Genomic DNA, 18,294 nt, shown 5'->3' with positions numbered 1-18,294 from the left:
ATATAGTTTATAGTTAAACCTTTTATTTTAATTCAAATGGTGTCTCTTGATATACAAAATAGTTAAGCCAGTTTGCAAATAGTAAATGGGCAGAAGAGCGCCATTTTACTTTTACTTTTTGTTTAGGGTCATTATCTTTAAAATAGTTTTTTGGTATCTCTATATCAAGACCTTTTTTCACATCTCTTACATACTCTTTTTTTAGTGAGTTTGTATCATATTCCAAATGTCCACTCATAAAGACATGTTTTCTATCTTTTGAAGCAACTAAACATACCCCTGAATCTTCTGAGTAAAGTAAAAGTTCCAACTCATCAATTTTGTCAATATCTTTTTTTAAAACAGTTGTATATCGTGAGTGTGGAATATATGCTTCATCATCAAAACCTCTTAAAAGAGGATTTGTTTTATTAAAAAGTTCATGTTCAAATACACCAAAAGTTTTTTTCTTTTGTTCATATTTTTGAATTCCATGATGATAATATAAACCTGCTTGTGAGCCCCAACATATATGCAGAGTTGAAGTAACATTTGTTTTAGAAAAATCCATAATTTTTGTTAATTCGTCCCAATAAGAAACCTCTTCAAAAGGCATAGTTTCAATTGGAGCACCAGTTATGATAAGTCCATCAAAGGTATGTTTTTTTATCTCATCAAAGGTTTTATAAAAACTCTCTAAATGGTCTTCTGAAGTGTGCTTTGACTTGTAAGTTGCTGTTTTTAAAAGAGTTATCTCCGTTTGTAAAGGGGTATTCCCTAACAATCTTAATAATTGTGTTTCAGTTTCTATTTTATTTGGCATAAGATTTAATATGATGATTTTTAGAGGTCTTATATCTTGTTCCACTGCTCTAATGTCATTCATCACAAAGATATTTTCTTGGTTTAAAATTTCAACTGCTGGTAACTCTTTTGGTATAACTATTGGCACGGGTACTTCTTTGATTTTTTGTTGGATTATAGCATTATTGTATAAATAATTTATTAATATTAAATGCCCAATAGTTGTTTTTAAGATAGATTTTTAGCTTTGGTAAAGATTGCTTAATTTTTCCACATAATTATATTTAATCAATATGTGAATTAGTGTATTATATTGAAACTATAAAAGTAAAAGGTATAAAAATGACTATAGCACTAGTAGCACACGACAATTTGAAACATGATTTAATTGATTGGGCACTTTTTAACAAAGGAACTCTTCAAAAACATGTGATTTATGCAACAGGTACTACTGGTAAGTTATTACAAGAGAAAGGTTTTGGTGTTCATAGATTAAAATCAGGTCCCTTAGGTGGTGACCAACAAATTGGAGCAATGATAGCTGAGGGTAGGGTAGATATTCTTTTTTTCTTTGTTGATCCAATGGCTCAACAACCCCATGAACCAGATATTACAGCTCTTAGAAGAATATGTGATACCTATAGAATACCAATTGCAACAAACCGACAAACAGCAGATTTTATAATCTCTTCACCACTGTTTGAAGGGTATATTCATGAGATGCCAGATTGGTCAAAGTATCAAAATAGAAAACTTTAGTCTTCTTCTATATTTAGAATCTTTTTGATATCTAAGATTAAACCTTTACTTCTAAATTGAGGTAAGATATTTACTAAAAAATCTTTTCCATGATAAGAGATATGTTCTATTAATAACTCTTTTCTTGAATCAGAGTTTAAAATTAGCTCTTCAACTTCACTTATGTTGTTTGATTTTATTGCATTTAAAAACTGTACTGATGCTGGAATAAATGACATAAATTCTCTCCAAAATAAAAATTTGCTGGCATAATGGCAGGTTATTACTTAAGTTGTATTGATTTTGATGAAGCCATTTTGTAACCATTTAAAACCAGTTTTTTGTTTTTAATCTAATAAATCATAAAGAAGCTTAGTAGTATAATCTTCAAAATTAACAGATTCTAGAAGCTCAATAAATCACGGCTTTCCGTATATTTATACAAAAATTACTTATTACAAAAGTTATTTGAATCCCTATTTGAAAACCAAAGGAAATTATAATGACGATAAAAAAAGATAAAATTTTTAATGCCAATTTTGCAAAAAAATTAATTATTTTTACTATTGGACTTTTTATTATGGCACTTGGAGTTTCCTTGTCCATAAAGGCTGATATTGGTGTCTCTCCCATATCTTGTGTGCCTTATGTTTATAGTTTGGGTCTTCCCCTTACTGTTGGTGAGTTGACTATACTTTTAAATATATTTTTTATTATGCTTCAAATTGCAGTAGCACGTAAAAACTATAATATTTTTCAACTTGTACAACTGCCAGCTGTAATTGTTTTTGGTTATTGTATTGATATTACCATGTATTTTATTACTAATTTAATACCAACAAACTATATAGAGCAACTACTTTTATGTATTATTGCTTGTATCACTTTGGCTTTTGGAATTTTTCTTTTAGTTAAAACAAGACTTACCTATCTTCCAATTGAGGGTTTAGTGATTGTTCTTGTTCAAACATTTAAATTGGAGTTTGGTAAGGTAAAAATATCTATTGATAGCACAATGGTTATTGTTGGAGTTCTAAGCTCTTTTGTTCTTTTAAACAGTCTTCAAGGAATTAGAGAGGGAAGTATTATAGCAGCTCTTACCGTTGGAGTTTTAATTAAATTTTATAATACAAAATTGCCTTTTGTGGAGAAATGGATTTCAAAAGGTATGCCTACACCGCAAGTAGCAAAAGAAGAATTTAGCAAATATAATAATAGTTTTGTTATTACAATTTCAAGAGAGTTTGGTAGTGGAGGGCATGAGATAGGAAAACTTATTGCAAAAGAGTTAGGAATTGCTTTTTATGATAAAGAGTTAATTAGATTAACAGCAGAGCAAACAGGTTATAATATGGAGTATATTCAAGAGAATGAACAAAAACTTACAAACTCATTATTATATGATTTGTATGAGCAAAACTACTCTTATGTAAATGATGAACTTCCTCCAAAAGATGTACTTTTTCTAATACAAAGTAAAATTATAAGAGATATATGTGCAAAAGAGTCTTGTGTTATTGTTGGTCGTTGCGCAAACTTTATTTTAAAAGACCATCCAAATGCCATAAATATCTTTATTCATGCAAATAATGAGTATAGAATTGATAAAATAAATAATCAATACAAAAGGGTACCACCCTTTACTGAAGCTGATTTAGAAAAATCTGATGAACAAAGGGCAAATTACTCTATCCACTTTACAAAAAAAGAGTGGAGAGATGCAACAAATTATCATTTAACTATTGATAGTTCATTATATGGTTCTAAATTAAGTGCAACAAGAGTGATTGAATTTATAAAAAATAGAATAAAATAGAGCTATTTCATAACTAAGATTTTATATGAAGTTTCGCTAGAATAGTTTTTAAAGATAAAGGATTTGCATGAGTTGGCAAGAGATTGATAAAGAACATGTTTGGCATCCCTATAATAGTTTACCTTCTAAAACACCTATTTTATCAGTTAAAAAGACAGATAAAACAAAAATTATTTTGGAAGATAACAGTGAGCTAATTGATGGAATGAGTTCATGGTGGAGTGCTATTCATGGATATAACAACCTAAGATTAAATGAGGCTTTAAAGAGTCAAGTTGAGATTATGCCTCATATAATGTTTGGTGGTTTAAGTCATGAAAAAGCTGCCACCTTATCAAAAATCTTAGTTGATTTAACAGGTCTTCATAGTGTATTTTTATGTGATTCTGGTTCAGTTTCTGTGGAAGTTGCATTAAAAACAGCTATTCAATACCAAGAGGCTTTGGGTGAAAAAAGATATAAATTTATTGCCTTAGAACATGCTTATCATGGAGATACTTTAGCAGCAATGAGTGTTTGTGATCCTAAAAATTCAATGCACTCTATATATGGAACATACTTGCCAAAACATATCTTTACAAAAGCTCCAGAACTTGGATTTGATGCTGATTGCAGTGAATCAATTAGAGCCTTAGAAGAGTGTGTTGAAAAACACCATAAGCAGTGTGCAGGAATTATAATTGAACCTGTTGTTCAAGGTGCTGGTGGAATGAGAATTTATAATCCTATTTATGTAAAAAGAGTAAGAGAACTTTGTGATAAATATGATTTAGTAATGATTGCAGATGAAATTGCAACAGGATTTGGTCATACAGGGAAAATGTTTGCTTGTCAATGGGCAGGAGTTAAACCAGATATTATGACTCTTGGTAAGGGGTTAACTGGCGGTTATATGACAATGGCAGCAATGATAACAACAAAAAATATAAGTGAAACTATCTCAAACTCAACCTTAGGGGCTTTGATGCATGGTCCAACATTTATGGGAAATCCACTTGCATGTAGTGTTGCAATAGAGAGTGTAAACCTACTTTTAGAAAGCTCTTGGCAAGAAAGGGTAAAAAATATTGAGAATATTTTTACAGAAGAGCTAAGTGAAGCAAAAAATCTAAAGCTAGTTGCAGATGTTAGAAATATTGGAGTAATTGGAGTAATTGAGTTAAAAGATGACTCTTATGCTCAAAAAATACAAGAGTATTGTGTTAAAAAGGGAGTTTGGATTAGACCATTTGGAAAACTTGTATACTCAATTGTTGCCTATATAATCAGTGAAGAAGAGCTTAGAAAAATTATAAAAACAATGGTTGAAGCAATAAAAGCAATCGAGGAAAATATATAATAAATTTTTAAATAAAATAAGCAACTTTAATGAATAAATAAGAAAATTTTATGCTAAAATGAAAAGATTGCATGGAGAATTAATATGTTATTGAGAGTTTTTTTTGTTCTATTATTATCTTTATCAACCCTCTTTTCAAAAGACTTAAGAAGAGTATCTTTACAACTTTCATGGTTTGATCAATTTCAATTTGCTGGGTATTATATTGCAAAAGAAAAAGGCTTTTACAAAAACTATGGACTAGATGTAGATATCAAACCTTTTAAATTTGGAATAAATGTTGTAGATGATGTAAATTCAAAAAAAGCTGACTTCTCAATTGCAAGGGAGACTTTGATTTTAGATAGGGTTGAAGGCAAAAATGTTGTTGCACTTTATGCTCTTTTCCAAAACTCACCTTTAATACTTCTTTCTTTAAAAAACAGTGGTATAAATAATATTGAAGATTTTAAAAATAAAAGAATAATGACTACCATTGATGATGCAAGTGAAGTATCTATAAAAGCCATGCTTTTATCTAGAAATTTAGATTTTTCAAAATTAGATTTTATAAAACACAGCCACAATATTATGGATTTGGTTAATAATAAAACTGATGTAATCTCTGCATATATATCAAAAACACCCTATGATTTAAAAAAGATAGGTGTTGATTTTAATATTTTTGCACCAAAAGATTATGGTTTTGATATGTATAGTGATTTTTTAATTACAAATGATGACTTTGTAAAGAGTGATATTTATAGTGTAAGAGCTTTTAAAGAGGCATCATTAAAAGGGTGGGAATATGCATTTTCTCATATAGAAGAGAGTGCAAAACTAATTTATGAAAAATATAATACTCAAAATCTAAGTTTAGAGGCTTTAATTTATGAGGGTGAAAAACTTAAAGAGTTGGCTTATCATGGAAACAATAAGTTAGGCGATATAAAACTTGATAAGATACAAAGGATTTATGATTTATATAATGTAATGGGTTTAGTAAGCCATAAAATTGATCCTCACAAACTATATTTAAATGGAGATGGAAGTTCTCAAATCTATCTAAATAGAAAAGAGAGCAATTTTGTAAATAAGAATCAAAAAATCAAGATGTGTATTATTCCAAATATTAAACCATATAGTTTTGTGGATGATGGAACATTCTCTGGAATTGTTGCTGATTACATGAATTTAGTTGCAAAAAAGAGTTCATTGAAATTTGAATTAATAAATACAATGACTTTTAAAGACTCTTTAGAGTATCTAAAAGAGGGCAAATGTGATATTCTTAGTGCAGCTGAAAATATAAAAAGTAGAGAAGAGTTTTTTAATTTTACAAAGCCATATATAAATGTCTCTTTGGTTCTAATAACAAAAAATAGTGGATCATTTATTGATGATTTATCTATACTAAAAGATAAAAAAATAGGAATATATAAGCACTACTCTTTTAATAAAAAACTAAGAGAAAACTATCCAGAAAATGGTTTTGTGGATGTTGATAGTATTGATGATGCAATAAATAGAATAAACAGAGATGAGATATATGGATATGTGGATTTAATCCTTAGCTCTTGGAATAAAATTGTTGAAAAAGAGTTTGGAAATCTTAAAATATCTGCAAAGCTTAACTTAAATACGCCCCTTTCAATTGCTGTAAAAAAAGAGGAACCTACTTTATATGCAATTTTGGAAAAAGCTGTGGGAAGTATCTCAAAAAAAGAGAGAGAGGAAATCTTTAGAAAATGGCAAAATGTAGAATATAAAAAAGAGTTTGATTATGATTTATTATGGAAATTTTTAATTATTTTTGTTTTGATTGTTTCAGTAATTGTTTATAAACAAAGATTACTTAAAAATATGAATGATACCCTTAAAGAGAAGGTTGAAGAGAAAACAAAAGAGCTAAAACAGATAAATCAAGAGTTGGAACAAAGGGTAAAAAAAGAGGTTGAAGCGAACTTAAAAAAAGATAGTATTTTATCAAGACAAGCCAAATTTGCAGCAATGGGAGAGATGATACAAAATATTGCCCATCAATGGAGACAACCACTATCTATTATCTCAACTGGTGCAAGTGGGTTAAAACTAGAAAAAGAGTTAAATGGAGATATTGATGATAAGTTATTTGATGACACATTAAGTAGAATTATTGATACAACTTCTCACCTTTCAAATACAATTGATGATTTTATGTATTTTTTTAAACCAAATAAGAATAAGAGCAAATTTAAAATTGAAGAGACCATTGATAAAACTCTTTCACTATTTAATGATCATCTAAATAAGAGAAAAATAAATATTATAAAAGATATAAATAGTGTAACAATAAAAGGTTATGAAAGTGAACTGATTCAAATATTAATCAATATAATAAACAACTCTAAAGATGCTTTTGCACAAGAAAAAACAGAAGGTGAAATGTATATTTTTATAAGTGCAAAAAATCTTGAAAAAGCTATTTTGATTGAAGTAAGAGATAATGCAGGTGGAATAAAAGAGGAGATTATAGATAAAATTTTTGAACCATATTTTACTACAAAACATCAATATCATGGTACAGGAATTGGTCTATATATGTGTAAACAGATAATTGATAAACATATGCATGGCTCAATAGAGGGTAAAAATATTACATATAAGTATAATAACAAAGTTTATAAGGGTGCATCTTTTATAATCTATTTAGAGAAAGAACAGAATATTGAAAAAAAGTGAATTTAAAAAATTAATTAAAAGTTTGCCAAAATATCCAAATGTAATGGCAAGGGATAGATATTTAAACTCAGCAGTTTTAATACCTATTATAAAAATAGATAAAAAATTTTATATCCTTTTTCAAAAAAGAGCAGAAAATATACGACAAGGTGGAGATATTTGCTTCCCTGGCGGAAGATTTGAGGAAGAAGATATTACCTTTGAAAACACTGCAATTAGAGAGACATACGAAGAGTTAGGAATAAAAAAGAGAGATATAAAAATCTTTGGACAGCTTGATACCTATGTGGCACCTATTGGTGCAGTTGTTGAACCTTTTGTTGCAAGGGTAAAAAAGAGAGCTTTAAAGAGTATGAAGATTGATAAAAATGAGGTAGAAAAGACTCTTTTAGTTCCCATAGAATTTTTTAAAAATAATCCTGCTGTTGAATATACTTTAAAATATGAAGTTCATCCTTATTCAATAGATAAAGATGGAAATAAAGAGATACATTTTCCTGTCCAAGAGTTAAACTTACCCAAAACATACCACAAACCTTGGGGACATAAAAGACACAAGGTGTGGGTTTATAACTACAAAGGTGAAGTTATTTGGGGGCTTACAGCTGTAATAATAAATGAACTATTAAAAAAATTTAAATAGTCATTACAGCCCAACTCTCATCTTTTAAAGCTTTAGTTAAAAGCTCTCCTGTATGTTCAATGTTAATATTTAAGTTTTCCAATTTTTTAACTGCTTTATAATCTTCTACACAAACAATACAAGCACTCATTGTTACACCAGTTTTTTGAATCTCTATTAATTTTTTTCTAATTTTTTTACTTTTTTTTACCAAAAGTATTGATGGTCCCCAAAGCATTAGATGACAACTATTCCAATAATTTCTCTCCAAAAGAACTGATGAGTACAGAAGTGGAAACTTGTTTGCTACCTCTTTATCACCATTTGACCAAACAATAAGCAGATTTTCTTTCATTTTATTAAAACCTTTAGATATAATAATTTCTTGTTATGAAATTATAATATTATGTTAGTAAAAAAGGAAAAAAATGAATCATATAATTTTAGAAAATCAATTAATTTATCCATCAAAAGTAGTATGTATAGGAAGAAATTATACTGAACATATAAAAGAGTTAAATAATGAAACTCCTGAAGAGATGGTATTTTTTATAAAACCAAACTCTGCTATTACAAATAAATTATTATTTCCCAAAGAACAAAACAGTTGCCACTATGAAGCAGAAATCTCTTTTTTAATTGAAGAGAATAAAATAACAGCAGTAGCTTTTGGTTTGGATTTAACTTTAAGAGAGGTACAAAGTAAATTAAAAACCAAAGGTCTTCCTTGGGAAAGAGCAAAAGCTTTTAATAATTCAGCTGTTTTTTCTAAATTTGTGCCGATTTCGGAAGAAGATATCTCTAAATTATCAATTGAACTCTATATTAATAATGAACTAAAACAAAAAGGTGATTATTCACTTATGATAAATAAACCAAATGAGATGATTAAAGAGGCAAATACTTTTTTAAGTTTTGAAGATGGGGATATTTTAATGAGTGGAACACCAAGTGGAGTTGGTTCATTTAAAATTGGTGACACTTTTTTAGGTAAAATATTATTAGATAAAAAAGTAATAGTAGAAGAGAATTACAAAGCAATCTAAATAAAAAATAGATTTTGTGGGGGTTTTTGTTGAGATTTCTTATTGTTAATATTTTATTTATATTAGTTCTTTTTGCAAATGATAAAAACCTATTGACCCAAGATGAAAAGAATTGGATAAAGAGTAATCCTATTGTAAAAATAGGTGTTGATTCCAGTTGGCCCCCTTTTGAATTTGTTGATGAGAAGGGTGAGCACATAGGGATTTCATCTGAATATTTGAAACAAATCTCCGCAAAAACAGGTTTGAAATTTGAAATCTACTCCAATGATTGGAGTAGTGTAATGAAAAAGATAAAAAATAAGGAATTAGATGCTCTATCTTGTGCTGTTGAAACAAATGAGAGATTGGAGTATCTAAATTTCTCAACTGCTTATTTAGTTTTTGATAAAGTTCTTGTATCAAGAAAAGATTTTAAAATTAGTTCCTTAGATGAAATAGAAAAGTTTAGAGTTGTGGTTCAAAAAAGTGACTACATCTATGAACTTTTACTTGAAAAATTTCCCAATATTAAATTTATTTATGCAACATCAAATGAGGAGGCACTAAAACTAATCTCCTATGGAAATGCGGATATTTATATAGATAATCTGCCTGTGGTAAACTATTATATAGAAAAAGATTTATTAACAAATCTTGAAATAAAGTTTAGTGTTAAAGAGTTTGGTCAATCAAAGGTTGCAATTGCAACACTAAAAGAGAAGAGTGTTTTAAATGATATTATCAATAAAGTTTTAAACAGTATTAAAGATAGTGAAAAAAAAGAGATAAATAAAAAGTGGGTATTTGAAAAAGAGTTAAGATTTCATGGTATAGATTTTACTCTTGAAGAGCTAAACTGGTTGAAAAAAAATAGAGAAATTTTAGTTGCAGGAGATCCAGCCTGGCCACCATTTTCATATGTAGAAAATGGGAAATATGTGGGGATTGTTCCTGATTTAATACATTATATGAGCCAGATTAGTAAAGTGAATTTTAAAACAGTTACAAGCAATAGTTGGACACAGAGTATAGATCTTCTTAAAAAGGGCAAAGTACAAGTATTAGATGCAGTCTCTTTAAATAAAAAGAAGAGTGAATTTTTAGATATTACTTCTAAATACATACTATCTCCAATTGTAATAATTGGAAATGAAAATAACAAATCATACATTAGTTCAATACAAAATTTACCAAATCCACAAAAGATAAAACTTGGAGTGGTTGAAAATTACTCTATTGTTGAAAAAATAAAAAAAGGTAATCCAAAAATAGAAAAGTATGTTCAGTTTAGTACTACAGAGCAAGCGTTGAAATCTCTCTCTTCTCATACAATCGACTATTTTATTATTGATATACCAACCTTTGAATACTACTCAAAAAAATATAATCTTAGCAATCTTAAAATAGTTGGACCAACGGGTTATGAAAGTGAGTATGGTTTTGCAGTTGCCAAGGGAAATAAAGAGTTATTATCTATACTAGAAAAGAGTTTAAAACAAGTTCCTCAAGTTAAAAGAGATGAGATTTATAGAAAGTGGATTAAACTAGATTATGAACAAGGTATTGATTATACTTTGATGTGGAAAATAGGGATTATCTTATTTTTTGTTTTATTTGGAACTTTTTATTGGAATAGAAAATTGAAATTCCAAATAATTGAAAAAGAGAAGATGCAAGAGCAACTTGAAGATGAGAGAAATCATATTGAGGCTTTAAATAAAGAGTTAATAAAAGCAAAAAATTCGGCTGAAAATATTGCAAAACAAAAGGGTGAGTTTTTGGCAAATATGAGCCACGAGATAAGAACTCCTATGAACTCAGTTATAGGATTTGCAGAGATTTTGGATAAAGAGATAAAAGATCCTGTACATAAAGAGTATTTGGACTCTATAAAAAAGGGAGGAAGCTCTCTTTTAAGAATTATAAATGATATTTTAGATTTGTCAAAAATTGAGGCTGGAAAACTTGAAATAAAAAATGAGTCTTTAAATCCAACTTCACTATTCTTGGAAATTGAGTCTATTTTTCACTCTAAAATCATAAGTAAAAATATAAGTTTTATAGTAGATATTGATAAAACAATACCTAAATATATAATCATTGATGGAGTTAGATTAAGACAAATTCTTTTTAATCTAATTGGAAATGCAATAAAGTTTACTGAAAAAGGTTTTATAAAACTAAAAGTTGAGAATATCTATAAAGATAAAATTAAAAGTAAAGTAGATTTGATTTTCAGTGTAGAAGATAGTGGGATAGGGGTTGATGAAAAGAACCTTGAACTAATTTTTAATGCTTTTGAACAAGAGAGCAGCACAGATAGTGTCAAATATGGAGGAACAGGTTTGGGACTTGCAATTTGTACCAAACTTGTACAGATGATGAATGGAAAAATAAGTGTTGAAAGCCAAAAACACAAAGGTTCTAAATTTACTGTTCATATCTATGATATACCTGTTAGCTCAATGGTTGAAGAGAAGAGCCAAAACACTTTAGAAACAGATAATATTGAGTTTGAAAAAGCACAGATTTTAGTAGTTGATGATATAGAAGAAAACAGAAAATTAGTAAAAGCCTCTTTAAAAGATTATGATATTGAAATTATAACTGCAATTAATGGACAAGATGCTCTTGAAAAGTTAAAGAATGTAAGTGTTCAAATGGTATTGATGGATTTACGAATGCCTGTTATGGATGGATATGAAGCGGTTACAAAGATAAAAGAGGATAAAAAACTAAAAGAAATACCTGTTGTTGCCCTTACTGCTTCTGTTATGGGAAAAGATTTACAGAAGGTTTCTGAATATGGCTTTGATGGATATTTAAGGAAACCAGTTGTATTAAAAGATTTGATTGAAGAGTTAGCAAAATATTTAAAATATAGTTTTAAAACAAATAGTAGTAGTGTTGAGACAAAAGAGAAAAAAATAGATAAAAATTCTCTTATAAAAGTTATCTCTATTTTGGAAGAGGACTTAAAAGAGGATTGGCAAGAGATAAAAGATGGTGGAGATTTTACACTAATCGAACAATTTGCAAAAAGAGTAGAGGCAATAGCGTTAGAGTATGATATTTATATTTTAAAAGATTACAGTGATGAAATGCTAAAAGATATTGAGGCGTTTGATATAGAGAAGGTTGATTTTCTTCTAAATAGTTTTGAAGAGCTTATAAAAAGACTAAAGGATATGAATTGATTGCAAATATACTAATTGTAGACGATACACCAAAAAATATTCAAATGGCAATGAATATCCTAAAAAGTGAAGGGTATAAAATGTTTTATGCAAAGAGTGGCAAAGCTGCATTAAAACTAATTGATGAAAACAGTTTTGATCTTATTTTGCTTGATATAATGATGCCTGATTTAGATGGTTATGAGGTTTGTAAAATTATAAAAGAGAGTTCAAAAAATTGTAAAATACCAATTATTTTTCTCTCAGGGAAAGAGTCTTCAAATGATATTGAATTAGCTTATGAGTGTGGAGGGATTGATTATGTTGTAAAACCTTTCATCTCAATTGAGTTATTAACAAAAGCTAGAAATTATATAAAACTAAAAAAGCTAGAAGAGATGCAAAGTGAAAGGGAGTAATTAATATGGAAAAAAAATTTGAAGAGAAGATACTTCTTGTTGATGATGATGCAAAAAATCTACAAGTTGCAATGAACATATTAAAAGATTACAATGTTATCTATGCACAAAGTGGAGAGAAGGCTTTAGAGTTAGTTGAAAAAAACTATTTTGATTTGATTCTTTTAGATATTGTTATGCCTACACTAAGTGGTTTTGAAGTGTGTAAAATATTAAAAGAAAACGTACTAACAAGAGATATTCCTATAATCTTTTTAACAGTAAAAGATGAAGAAGGAGATATTGTAAAAGGCTTAAATCAAGGTGCCGTTGATTATATAACTAAACCATTTTCTTCTCAAGTTTTGTTAAAAAGAGTTGAGCTTCATTTAAGTCTTACCCATACTATAAAAGAGTTAAGTCAAGTTAATAAAAATCTAAACAGTATTGTTCAAAAACAACTATTGGATATTAGAAAAAAAGATGAACTTCTTTTTAAACAGTCAAAAATGCTTGCTATTACTGAAATGATTGAGATGATGACAGAACAACTAACATATCCTTTAGGACTTATAAAGTTACAAAATCAAGCATTAGAGATAATGATTTCAAATGATGACTTAAATAAAGAGATGATAGAAAAAACTATTGAACTAACTTTTAATCAATTAGAACATCTAAATCTTACAATTGATGACTTTAAAAGCTTTTTCAAAACCGATGCACAAAATGAAAGATTGTGTTTGAATGTTATGGTAAACAGTGCAGTCCTCTTTTTTAAAGATATATTTATAAAAGGTAAGATTACAACAACAATTAAAGGTGATATTAATATTCATGTAAATTTTGTTTTGGCTGAGTTGAAACATATTTTAATAAAACTACTGTTTAATATTGTATATTTATTTGAAGAGATTAAACAAAAAGATAAGAAAATAGAACTATTTTTTAGTGAGTATAATGACTATATACAGCTTGATTTGAAGACAAATATAGATAGTAAAAATACAAAATATATCAAAGAGTTGTTTGATAAAATTGAGTTTGATTTAGACTCTTCTGCTAACTACTATTTTGGTCTACATTTGGTAAAAATAATTGCCGAAAAAAACAATGCTTTGGTATATGTAGATGAAGAAAATGGGTTATTTTCTTTTAACATTAAGTTCTTTAAATGAAAAGTTTGACTAAGTATTAAAGATAAAAATTATATGTAAATTTTATTCTTATATTGTCTATCAATTTGTTAGAATTCCTAAAAATTACCATTTGAGGAAATGATGAGTTATAACAAATTAACTACAGAAGAGTCTTATGTCATAGATAACAAAGGAACTGAAAGACCCTTCTCTGGCAAATATAATGATTTTTATGAAGAGGGCACTTATCTTTGCAAAAAGTGTGGTGCTGCACTATACCGTTCAAAAGATAAATTTACCTCTGGCTGTGGTTGGCCTAGTTTTGATGACGAAATAAAAGGTGCCGTAAAAAGAGTAAGAGATAGAGATGGAAGAAGAGTTGAAATAGTTTGTGCAAACTGTGATGCACATTTAGGTCATGTATTTGAAGGTGAAGGTTTTACTAAAAAAAATACAAGACACTGTGTTAACTCTATCTCTTTGAAATTTGAAGGGAAAGAGAAGTGCTGCGAAGAGCACGCTTTTGCATATTTTGCTGCTGGCTGTTTTTGGGGTGTAGAGTACCATTTTGAGAAATTACCAGGGGTTCATTCAGCTGTTTCTGGTTATATGGGGGGACATTATGAAAATCCAACCTATAGAGTTGTATGTAGTGGAATGTCTGGACATTTAGAGACAGTAAGAGTAGAGTATGATGAGTGTATTATCTCTTTTAAAGAGTTAGCAAAACACTTCTTTGAAATCCATGATTTTACCCAAAAAGATGGACAAGGACCAGATATAGGGAATCAATATCTCTCTGCAATATTTTATACAGATGAAAAACAAAAACGAGCTACTTTAGAGCTAATTGATGAACTTGAAGATATGGGATATAAAGTTGCAACCTCTTTATATGATTTTTCAAAATTTTATGAAGCAGAAGAGTATCATCAAAACTACTACGAAAAAAATGGCAAGATTCCATATTGCCATACCCATCATAAAATTTTTAACTAAGTTAGTTCATAGTTAAAAGGGATTGTTAACTCAATCTCTTTTTTAGGAGCTTCAAACTCTTTTGAAGCCTTTTTTAAAATCTCAATACTATTTTTATTTAAAATTTCAAAAGATGATTTTTCCACAAAATCTATATTTCTAATTTCACCCTTTGAGGTGATTATACATTTGATAATAACTTTTCCTTCCATTTGCATCTTTTTAGCTAAGTAAGGATACTTTTTATGTTTTTTTATGGCAGCAATTATTTTTGATAAATTTGATTTTATATATTTTTCTTGATAGTTTTCACCATTTTTCACTCTTTTTATACTATCTTCTTCTTTTTTTATTATAGGTTTTTTCTCTATCTCTTTACTTTTTACTATCTTTTTTAACTCTTCTTTTTGTTCCTCTTTAATTTTCTCTTTCTCTAGAGTTTTTTTTACTATCTTTTTCTCTTTTTTTATTAAAGGTTTCTTTTCAATTCTTTCAACACTCTTTTTTTCATCTTTAGTATTGATTTTTTGTTCTGCTTTTTCTACTTTTTTTGTTTCAATAATCTTATCAATCATATTCATATTTAAAACTATTATCTCTTTTTTCTCTTTTGTAGTATTAATAGAAAAGTATGCAGCTACAAGTAGACTATGAACAAACAAAGAGATTATAAAAGCAATAACAGAGTATTTCATTTTTCTACTTCTGTTATTATTGATATTTTTTCTAGTTTCAGTTCTTTGAAAATACTAATAACATAAACAAAAGTTTTAAAAGGTGTATTTTCATCAGCTTTTATGGAGATATTTGTCTCTTTTGAAAGAGGTATTAACTTCTCTTTTAGATTTTGTAATGTTACAATCTCTTTTTCAAATGTTACACTGCCATTTTTATCTATTGTCAACTCTTTTAGTTTTAAATCAATTTGTTCACTTGTTGTTGATTTTGGGAGTTGCAATTGTAATCTTCCTTGTGCTATAAAAGTTGAAAAAGTAAGTACAATAGTCAATAATACAAGCATAATATCAATGAAAGGGATTACATTCATAGAGTCAAATTTTTTGATCTTCATTTAAATCTTCCCATCTTGTTATTAATACTTCTGCTTTTCTTGCCAACATATTATAAATAACTGTTGCAAGTATTGCCACTAAAATCCCTATAGCTGTTGCTTTAAGAGCCAAAGCAAGACCTAACATTACACTATTTGTCTCAAAGTTACCATCTAGTGAGATTTTATAAAAGGTAATCATAATCCCGCATACAGTTCCTAAAAGACCAATATATGGTGCATTTGACGCGATTGTTGAGATTATGGTAAGGTTTGAAGTGAGCCTATTTTCAAGCTCACCTCTTTTTTCAAAAGTTCTTATATCCACTTTTGTTAGATAAAAAACTCTCTCTAAACCAAACCATAAAGTTAAAAAACTCATAAATCCTAAAATCCCGATTATCGAGTATTCGATATATATTTTAATTAACTCTATCATTTAAATATCCTAAAATTTAATTGAATAACTTATTCCAAAAATTGCTCCAACATCTTCCCAACCAATTTTTGTCATATATTTTTTATCTGTTATATTTTTTCCATATATAGAAGCTATTGCATCATATCCATTGAGTTTATGTCTATAATCAACTCCCATATCAACAACTACAAAATCCCCAACTTTGTGATAATTATTATCTGTTGTAAAGAAGTTTGATTCGTATCCATCAACATATTTTGTTGTTATGTTTGTGTTAATATCTTTATATGTGTAACCAAATTTTGCAGAGGCTATATGATTTGGAATTTCATTGTTTTTATTGTCAGCTTTAACATATGAATAATTAAGTAAATAATCAAATGAGTCAATTTTCCCTTCAAAAGATAACTCACTACCATATCTCTCTTGGTCATATTGTGAGAATACAATTTGTGGGTTTGCAGCAGTTCCAATATAATATGGGGATTTTAAATTATTTATATCATAATAAAAAACATTTGCTTTTGCAACTGCTTTTGCAAAATTGTATTCATATCCCAACTCATATCTATATTGCTCCTCTTTTTCAAGAGCAGTTCCCACTTCTGATGTTGTTATATCACTTGTTACAGAGTTAGAAGCATAAGCAAATTTACCTGTTAGTGTATTTTTATCATCAATTTTATATAAGGCACCAAGAGCTAGATTTAGTGTTGCTTTTGCCCATTTATCATTTATAGTTGAAACTTTTGTATTATTTAGATTCCCAGGATAACTAAGATCTGTATTTGGGCTATATCTTTCCAAAAGAGAATCAATATGTTTTTTATCAATTCTAATTGCTTCATCAATTATAAGTTTGTCACTAATAAAGTGTTGAGCTTGGATAAAAGCACCATAAATTTGCTCTTTTCTCTCATATCCTTCATAAAAAAGTTCTCCATTTGGAGAATCATACCAGATAGCTTGTCCACCAACTTTTAAGATTGTATCAGCAAGTTTCATTGTATGTTTGATATTAACTGAATCATTAGTTTGTGAACCAACAAAATAGGTATAAGTTACCCCTGTTGTATCTTGATTGTGTGTCCAGTTTGATTTTGCGTGAGATAGTGTTATATTGGTATTTTGATTACTGTTCCAGTTTTTTGTCATACTAAGACTTATTAAACCATTTTCGAAAGGTTGGTATTTCCAATATACGTTGTAAAACCTACTAATTGGCAAATTGGCTTTTTGAATCTCTTGAAAATATCTTGAATAAAAACCACTTAGTTCAATATTGAAATCATCTTTATCCATACCAACTTTAAAAAAACCACTTGCTCCCTCTTTTGCAGTGTTATACCCATCTTTACCTTGGCTATCAACTGCATCAATTGAACCCATATAGTAGATATCATCACTTCTTCCACCATAAAAAAAGTTTGTCTTTTTTGTATTGAAACTCTCGTAAGCAACTTTTAATCCACCCTCATTTTTGAGTGGTTTTTTAGTTTTTATTACAATATAGCCTTGAAGAGGTGAACCATTTGGATTACCAAAAGCTTGCATTGGTGCAAGACTTAGGGCACTTGAATCTCTTACAATTTGTAAAGACTCTATCATTTCAGGAGGTAAAACCTCTAAAATTCTCATTGCTGTATTATCACTAAGTAAAGCCCCATCTAAAATAATGCCAAAAGAACTAGCACCAACTCCTGTTGAACTACCTCTAAAAGAGATTGTATAAGGGTGTTTTCTTCCCATATATAAGATGTTAACACTTTGGGCACTATTTAATATTTCATAAACATTTTTTGGTTTGATTTTTTCAATATCACTTTTTGTAAATGTCTCTGTTGATAAAGTTGAACTAGCTGTTGGCACTTGAGGATCGTTTAACTGCTCATATTTTATCTCATCCATTGTTTTTGCTGACAAAGTATCAGTAACCTCTATTTGCTCAAGTTTAAACTCTTGTGTAGCATAAAGTGTACTACTTAAAAATAGTGCTGTAATTAGACTTGTGTGTGTATATTTCATTGTTTTCCTTTTTTTAGTTATTGTTATCTCATGCAACCTTTTGTAAATAACATTAATTTAGGAACTCTTTTTTTACATCT

17 protein-coding genes are annotated in these 18,294 nt (G+C 28.5%); 10 read left to right on the top strand and 7 right to left on the bottom strand.

What is annotated here, in order from left to right; all coding sequences use genetic code 11:
• Window positions 1-22 precede the first annotated feature (22 nt).
• A complete protein-coding gene (metA, locus tag AEBR_RS11585) occupies window positions 23-931 on the bottom strand; it encodes a homoserine O-acetyltransferase MetA (RefSeq protein WP_129086708.1) in 909 nt (302 codons plus the stop codon).
• 194 nt (window positions 932-1,125) lie between these two features.
• On the opposite strand from metA, the gene AEBR_RS11580 reads away from it, so the two are divergent.
• The gene (locus AEBR_RS11580; protein ID WP_128978942.1) at window positions 1,126-1,542 is read left to right on the top strand and encodes a methylglyoxal synthase; all 417 of its coding nucleotides are present in this window, start codon (window positions 1,126-1,128) and stop codon (window positions 1,540-1,542) included.
• Here the strand turns inward: AEBR_RS11580 and AEBR_RS11575 are convergent.
• The gene (locus AEBR_RS11575; RefSeq protein WP_129086707.1) at window positions 1,539-1,760 is read right to left on the bottom strand and encodes a hypothetical protein; all 222 of its coding nucleotides are present in this window, start codon (window positions 1,758-1,760) and stop codon (window positions 1,539-1,541) included. The genes AEBR_RS11580 and AEBR_RS11575 overlap by 4 nt on opposite strands.
• 263 nt (window positions 1,761-2,023) lie before the next feature.
• Between AEBR_RS11575 and AEBR_RS11570 the strand changes: the two genes are divergently transcribed.
• The 4 genes from AEBR_RS11570 to AEBR_RS11555 all read left to right on the top strand — a co-directional run bounded on the left by AEBR_RS11570 (window position 2,024) and on the right by AEBR_RS11555 (window position 8,019).
• Window positions 2,024-3,337: a cytidylate kinase family protein gene (locus AEBR_RS11570; protein WP_129086706.1), complete on the top strand. Its 1,314-nt coding sequence runs from the start codon at window positions 2,024-2,026 to the stop codon at window positions 3,335-3,337.
• Window positions 3,338-3,404: 67 nt separating this feature from the next.
• Window positions 3,405-4,676, top strand: coding sequence for an adenosylmethionine--8-amino-7-oxononanoate transaminase (bioA, locus tag AEBR_RS11565; RefSeq protein ID WP_129086705.1), 1,272 nt, complete (start codon window positions 3,405-3,407; stop codon window positions 4,674-4,676).
• Between the two features lie 84 nt (window positions 4,677-4,760).
• Window positions 4,761-7,376, top strand: coding sequence for an ABC transporter substrate-binding protein (locus tag AEBR_RS11560; RefSeq protein WP_129086704.1), 2,616 nt, complete (start codon window positions 4,761-4,763; stop codon window positions 7,374-7,376).
• A complete protein-coding gene (locus tag AEBR_RS11555) occupies window positions 7,363-8,019 on the top strand; it encodes an NUDIX hydrolase (protein ID WP_129086703.1) in 657 nt (218 codons plus the stop codon). Before AEBR_RS11560 ends, AEBR_RS11555 begins: the two co-directional genes overlap by 14 nt.
• Here the strand turns inward: AEBR_RS11555 and AEBR_RS11550 are convergent.
• The gene (locus tag AEBR_RS11550) at window positions 8,012-8,353 is read right to left on the bottom strand and encodes a DsrE family protein (RefSeq protein ID WP_129086702.1); all 342 of its coding nucleotides are present in this window, start codon (window positions 8,351-8,353) and stop codon (window positions 8,012-8,014) included. The genes AEBR_RS11555 and AEBR_RS11550 overlap by 8 nt on opposite strands.
• Window positions 8,354-8,426: 73 nt before the next feature.
• On the opposite strand from AEBR_RS11550, the gene AEBR_RS11545 reads away from it, so the two are divergent.
• From AEBR_RS11545 to AEBR_RS11525, 5 genes are all read left to right on the top strand, one after another.
• A complete protein-coding gene (locus AEBR_RS11545; RefSeq protein ID WP_129086701.1) occupies window positions 8,427-9,044 on the top strand; it encodes a fumarylacetoacetate hydrolase family protein in 618 nt (205 codons plus the stop codon).
• A gap of 29 nt (window positions 9,045-9,073) precedes the next feature.
• A complete protein-coding gene (locus tag AEBR_RS11540; RefSeq protein ID WP_129086700.1) occupies window positions 9,074-12,223 on the top strand; it encodes a transporter substrate-binding domain-containing protein in 3,150 nt (1,049 codons plus the stop codon).
• Window positions 12,220-12,621 carry a response regulator gene (locus tag AEBR_RS11535; RefSeq protein ID WP_129086699.1) on the top strand — a complete coding sequence of 134 codons (402 nt, stop codon included), beginning with the start codon at window positions 12,220-12,222 and terminating at the stop codon, window positions 12,619-12,621. The genes AEBR_RS11540 and AEBR_RS11535 overlap by 4 nt, the downstream gene beginning before the upstream one ends.
• 5 nt (window positions 12,622-12,626) lie before the next feature.
• Window positions 12,627-13,778, top strand: a complete 1,152-nt coding sequence (locus AEBR_RS11530) for an ATP-binding response regulator (RefSeq protein WP_129086698.1) — start codon at window positions 12,627-12,629, stop codon at window positions 13,776-13,778.
• A 102-nt stretch (window positions 13,779-13,880) separates the two neighbouring features.
• On the top strand, window positions 13,881-14,738 hold the full coding sequence (locus AEBR_RS11525) for a bifunctional methionine sulfoxide reductase B/A protein (RefSeq protein WP_129086697.1): 858 nt from the start codon (window positions 13,881-13,883) through the stop codon (window positions 14,736-14,738).
• On the opposite strand, the gene AEBR_RS11520 is transcribed toward AEBR_RS11525, so the two are convergent.
• The 4 genes from AEBR_RS11520 to AEBR_RS11505 are packed head-to-tail and all read right to left on the bottom strand — an operon-like array spanning window position 14,735 to window position 18,214.
• Window positions 14,735-15,412, bottom strand: coding sequence for an energy transducer TonB (locus AEBR_RS11520; RefSeq protein ID WP_129086696.1), 678 nt, complete (start codon window positions 15,410-15,412; stop codon window positions 14,735-14,737). The genes AEBR_RS11525 and AEBR_RS11520 overlap by 4 nt on opposite strands.
• Window positions 15,409-15,789 (bottom strand): ExbD/TolR family protein, encoded by a 381-nt coding sequence (locus AEBR_RS11515; RefSeq protein ID WP_129086695.1) that lies wholly within the window; start codon window positions 15,787-15,789, stop codon window positions 15,409-15,411. The genes AEBR_RS11520 and AEBR_RS11515 overlap by 4 nt, the downstream gene beginning before the upstream one ends.
• On the bottom strand, window positions 15,770-16,207 hold the full coding sequence (gene exbB / locus AEBR_RS11510; protein WP_172658901.1) for a TonB-system energizer ExbB: 438 nt from the start codon (window positions 16,205-16,207) through the stop codon (window positions 15,770-15,772). The genes AEBR_RS11515 and exbB overlap by 20 nt, the downstream gene beginning before the upstream one ends.
• A 9-nt stretch (window positions 16,208-16,216) precedes the next feature.
• Entirely contained in the window at window positions 16,217-18,214 is a 1,998-nt protein-coding gene (locus tag AEBR_RS11505) for a TonB-dependent receptor plug domain-containing protein (RefSeq protein ID WP_129086694.1), read from the bottom strand.
• Between the last annotated feature and the right edge of the window lie 80 nt (window positions 18,215-18,294).

The organism is Halarcobacter ebronensis (genome assembly GCF_013201825.1).
GTDB classification, from domain to species: domain Bacteria; phylum Campylobacterota; class Campylobacteria; order Campylobacterales; family Arcobacteraceae; genus Halarcobacter; species Halarcobacter ebronensis.
This window is presented reverse-complemented; position numbering and strand designations above follow the sequence as displayed.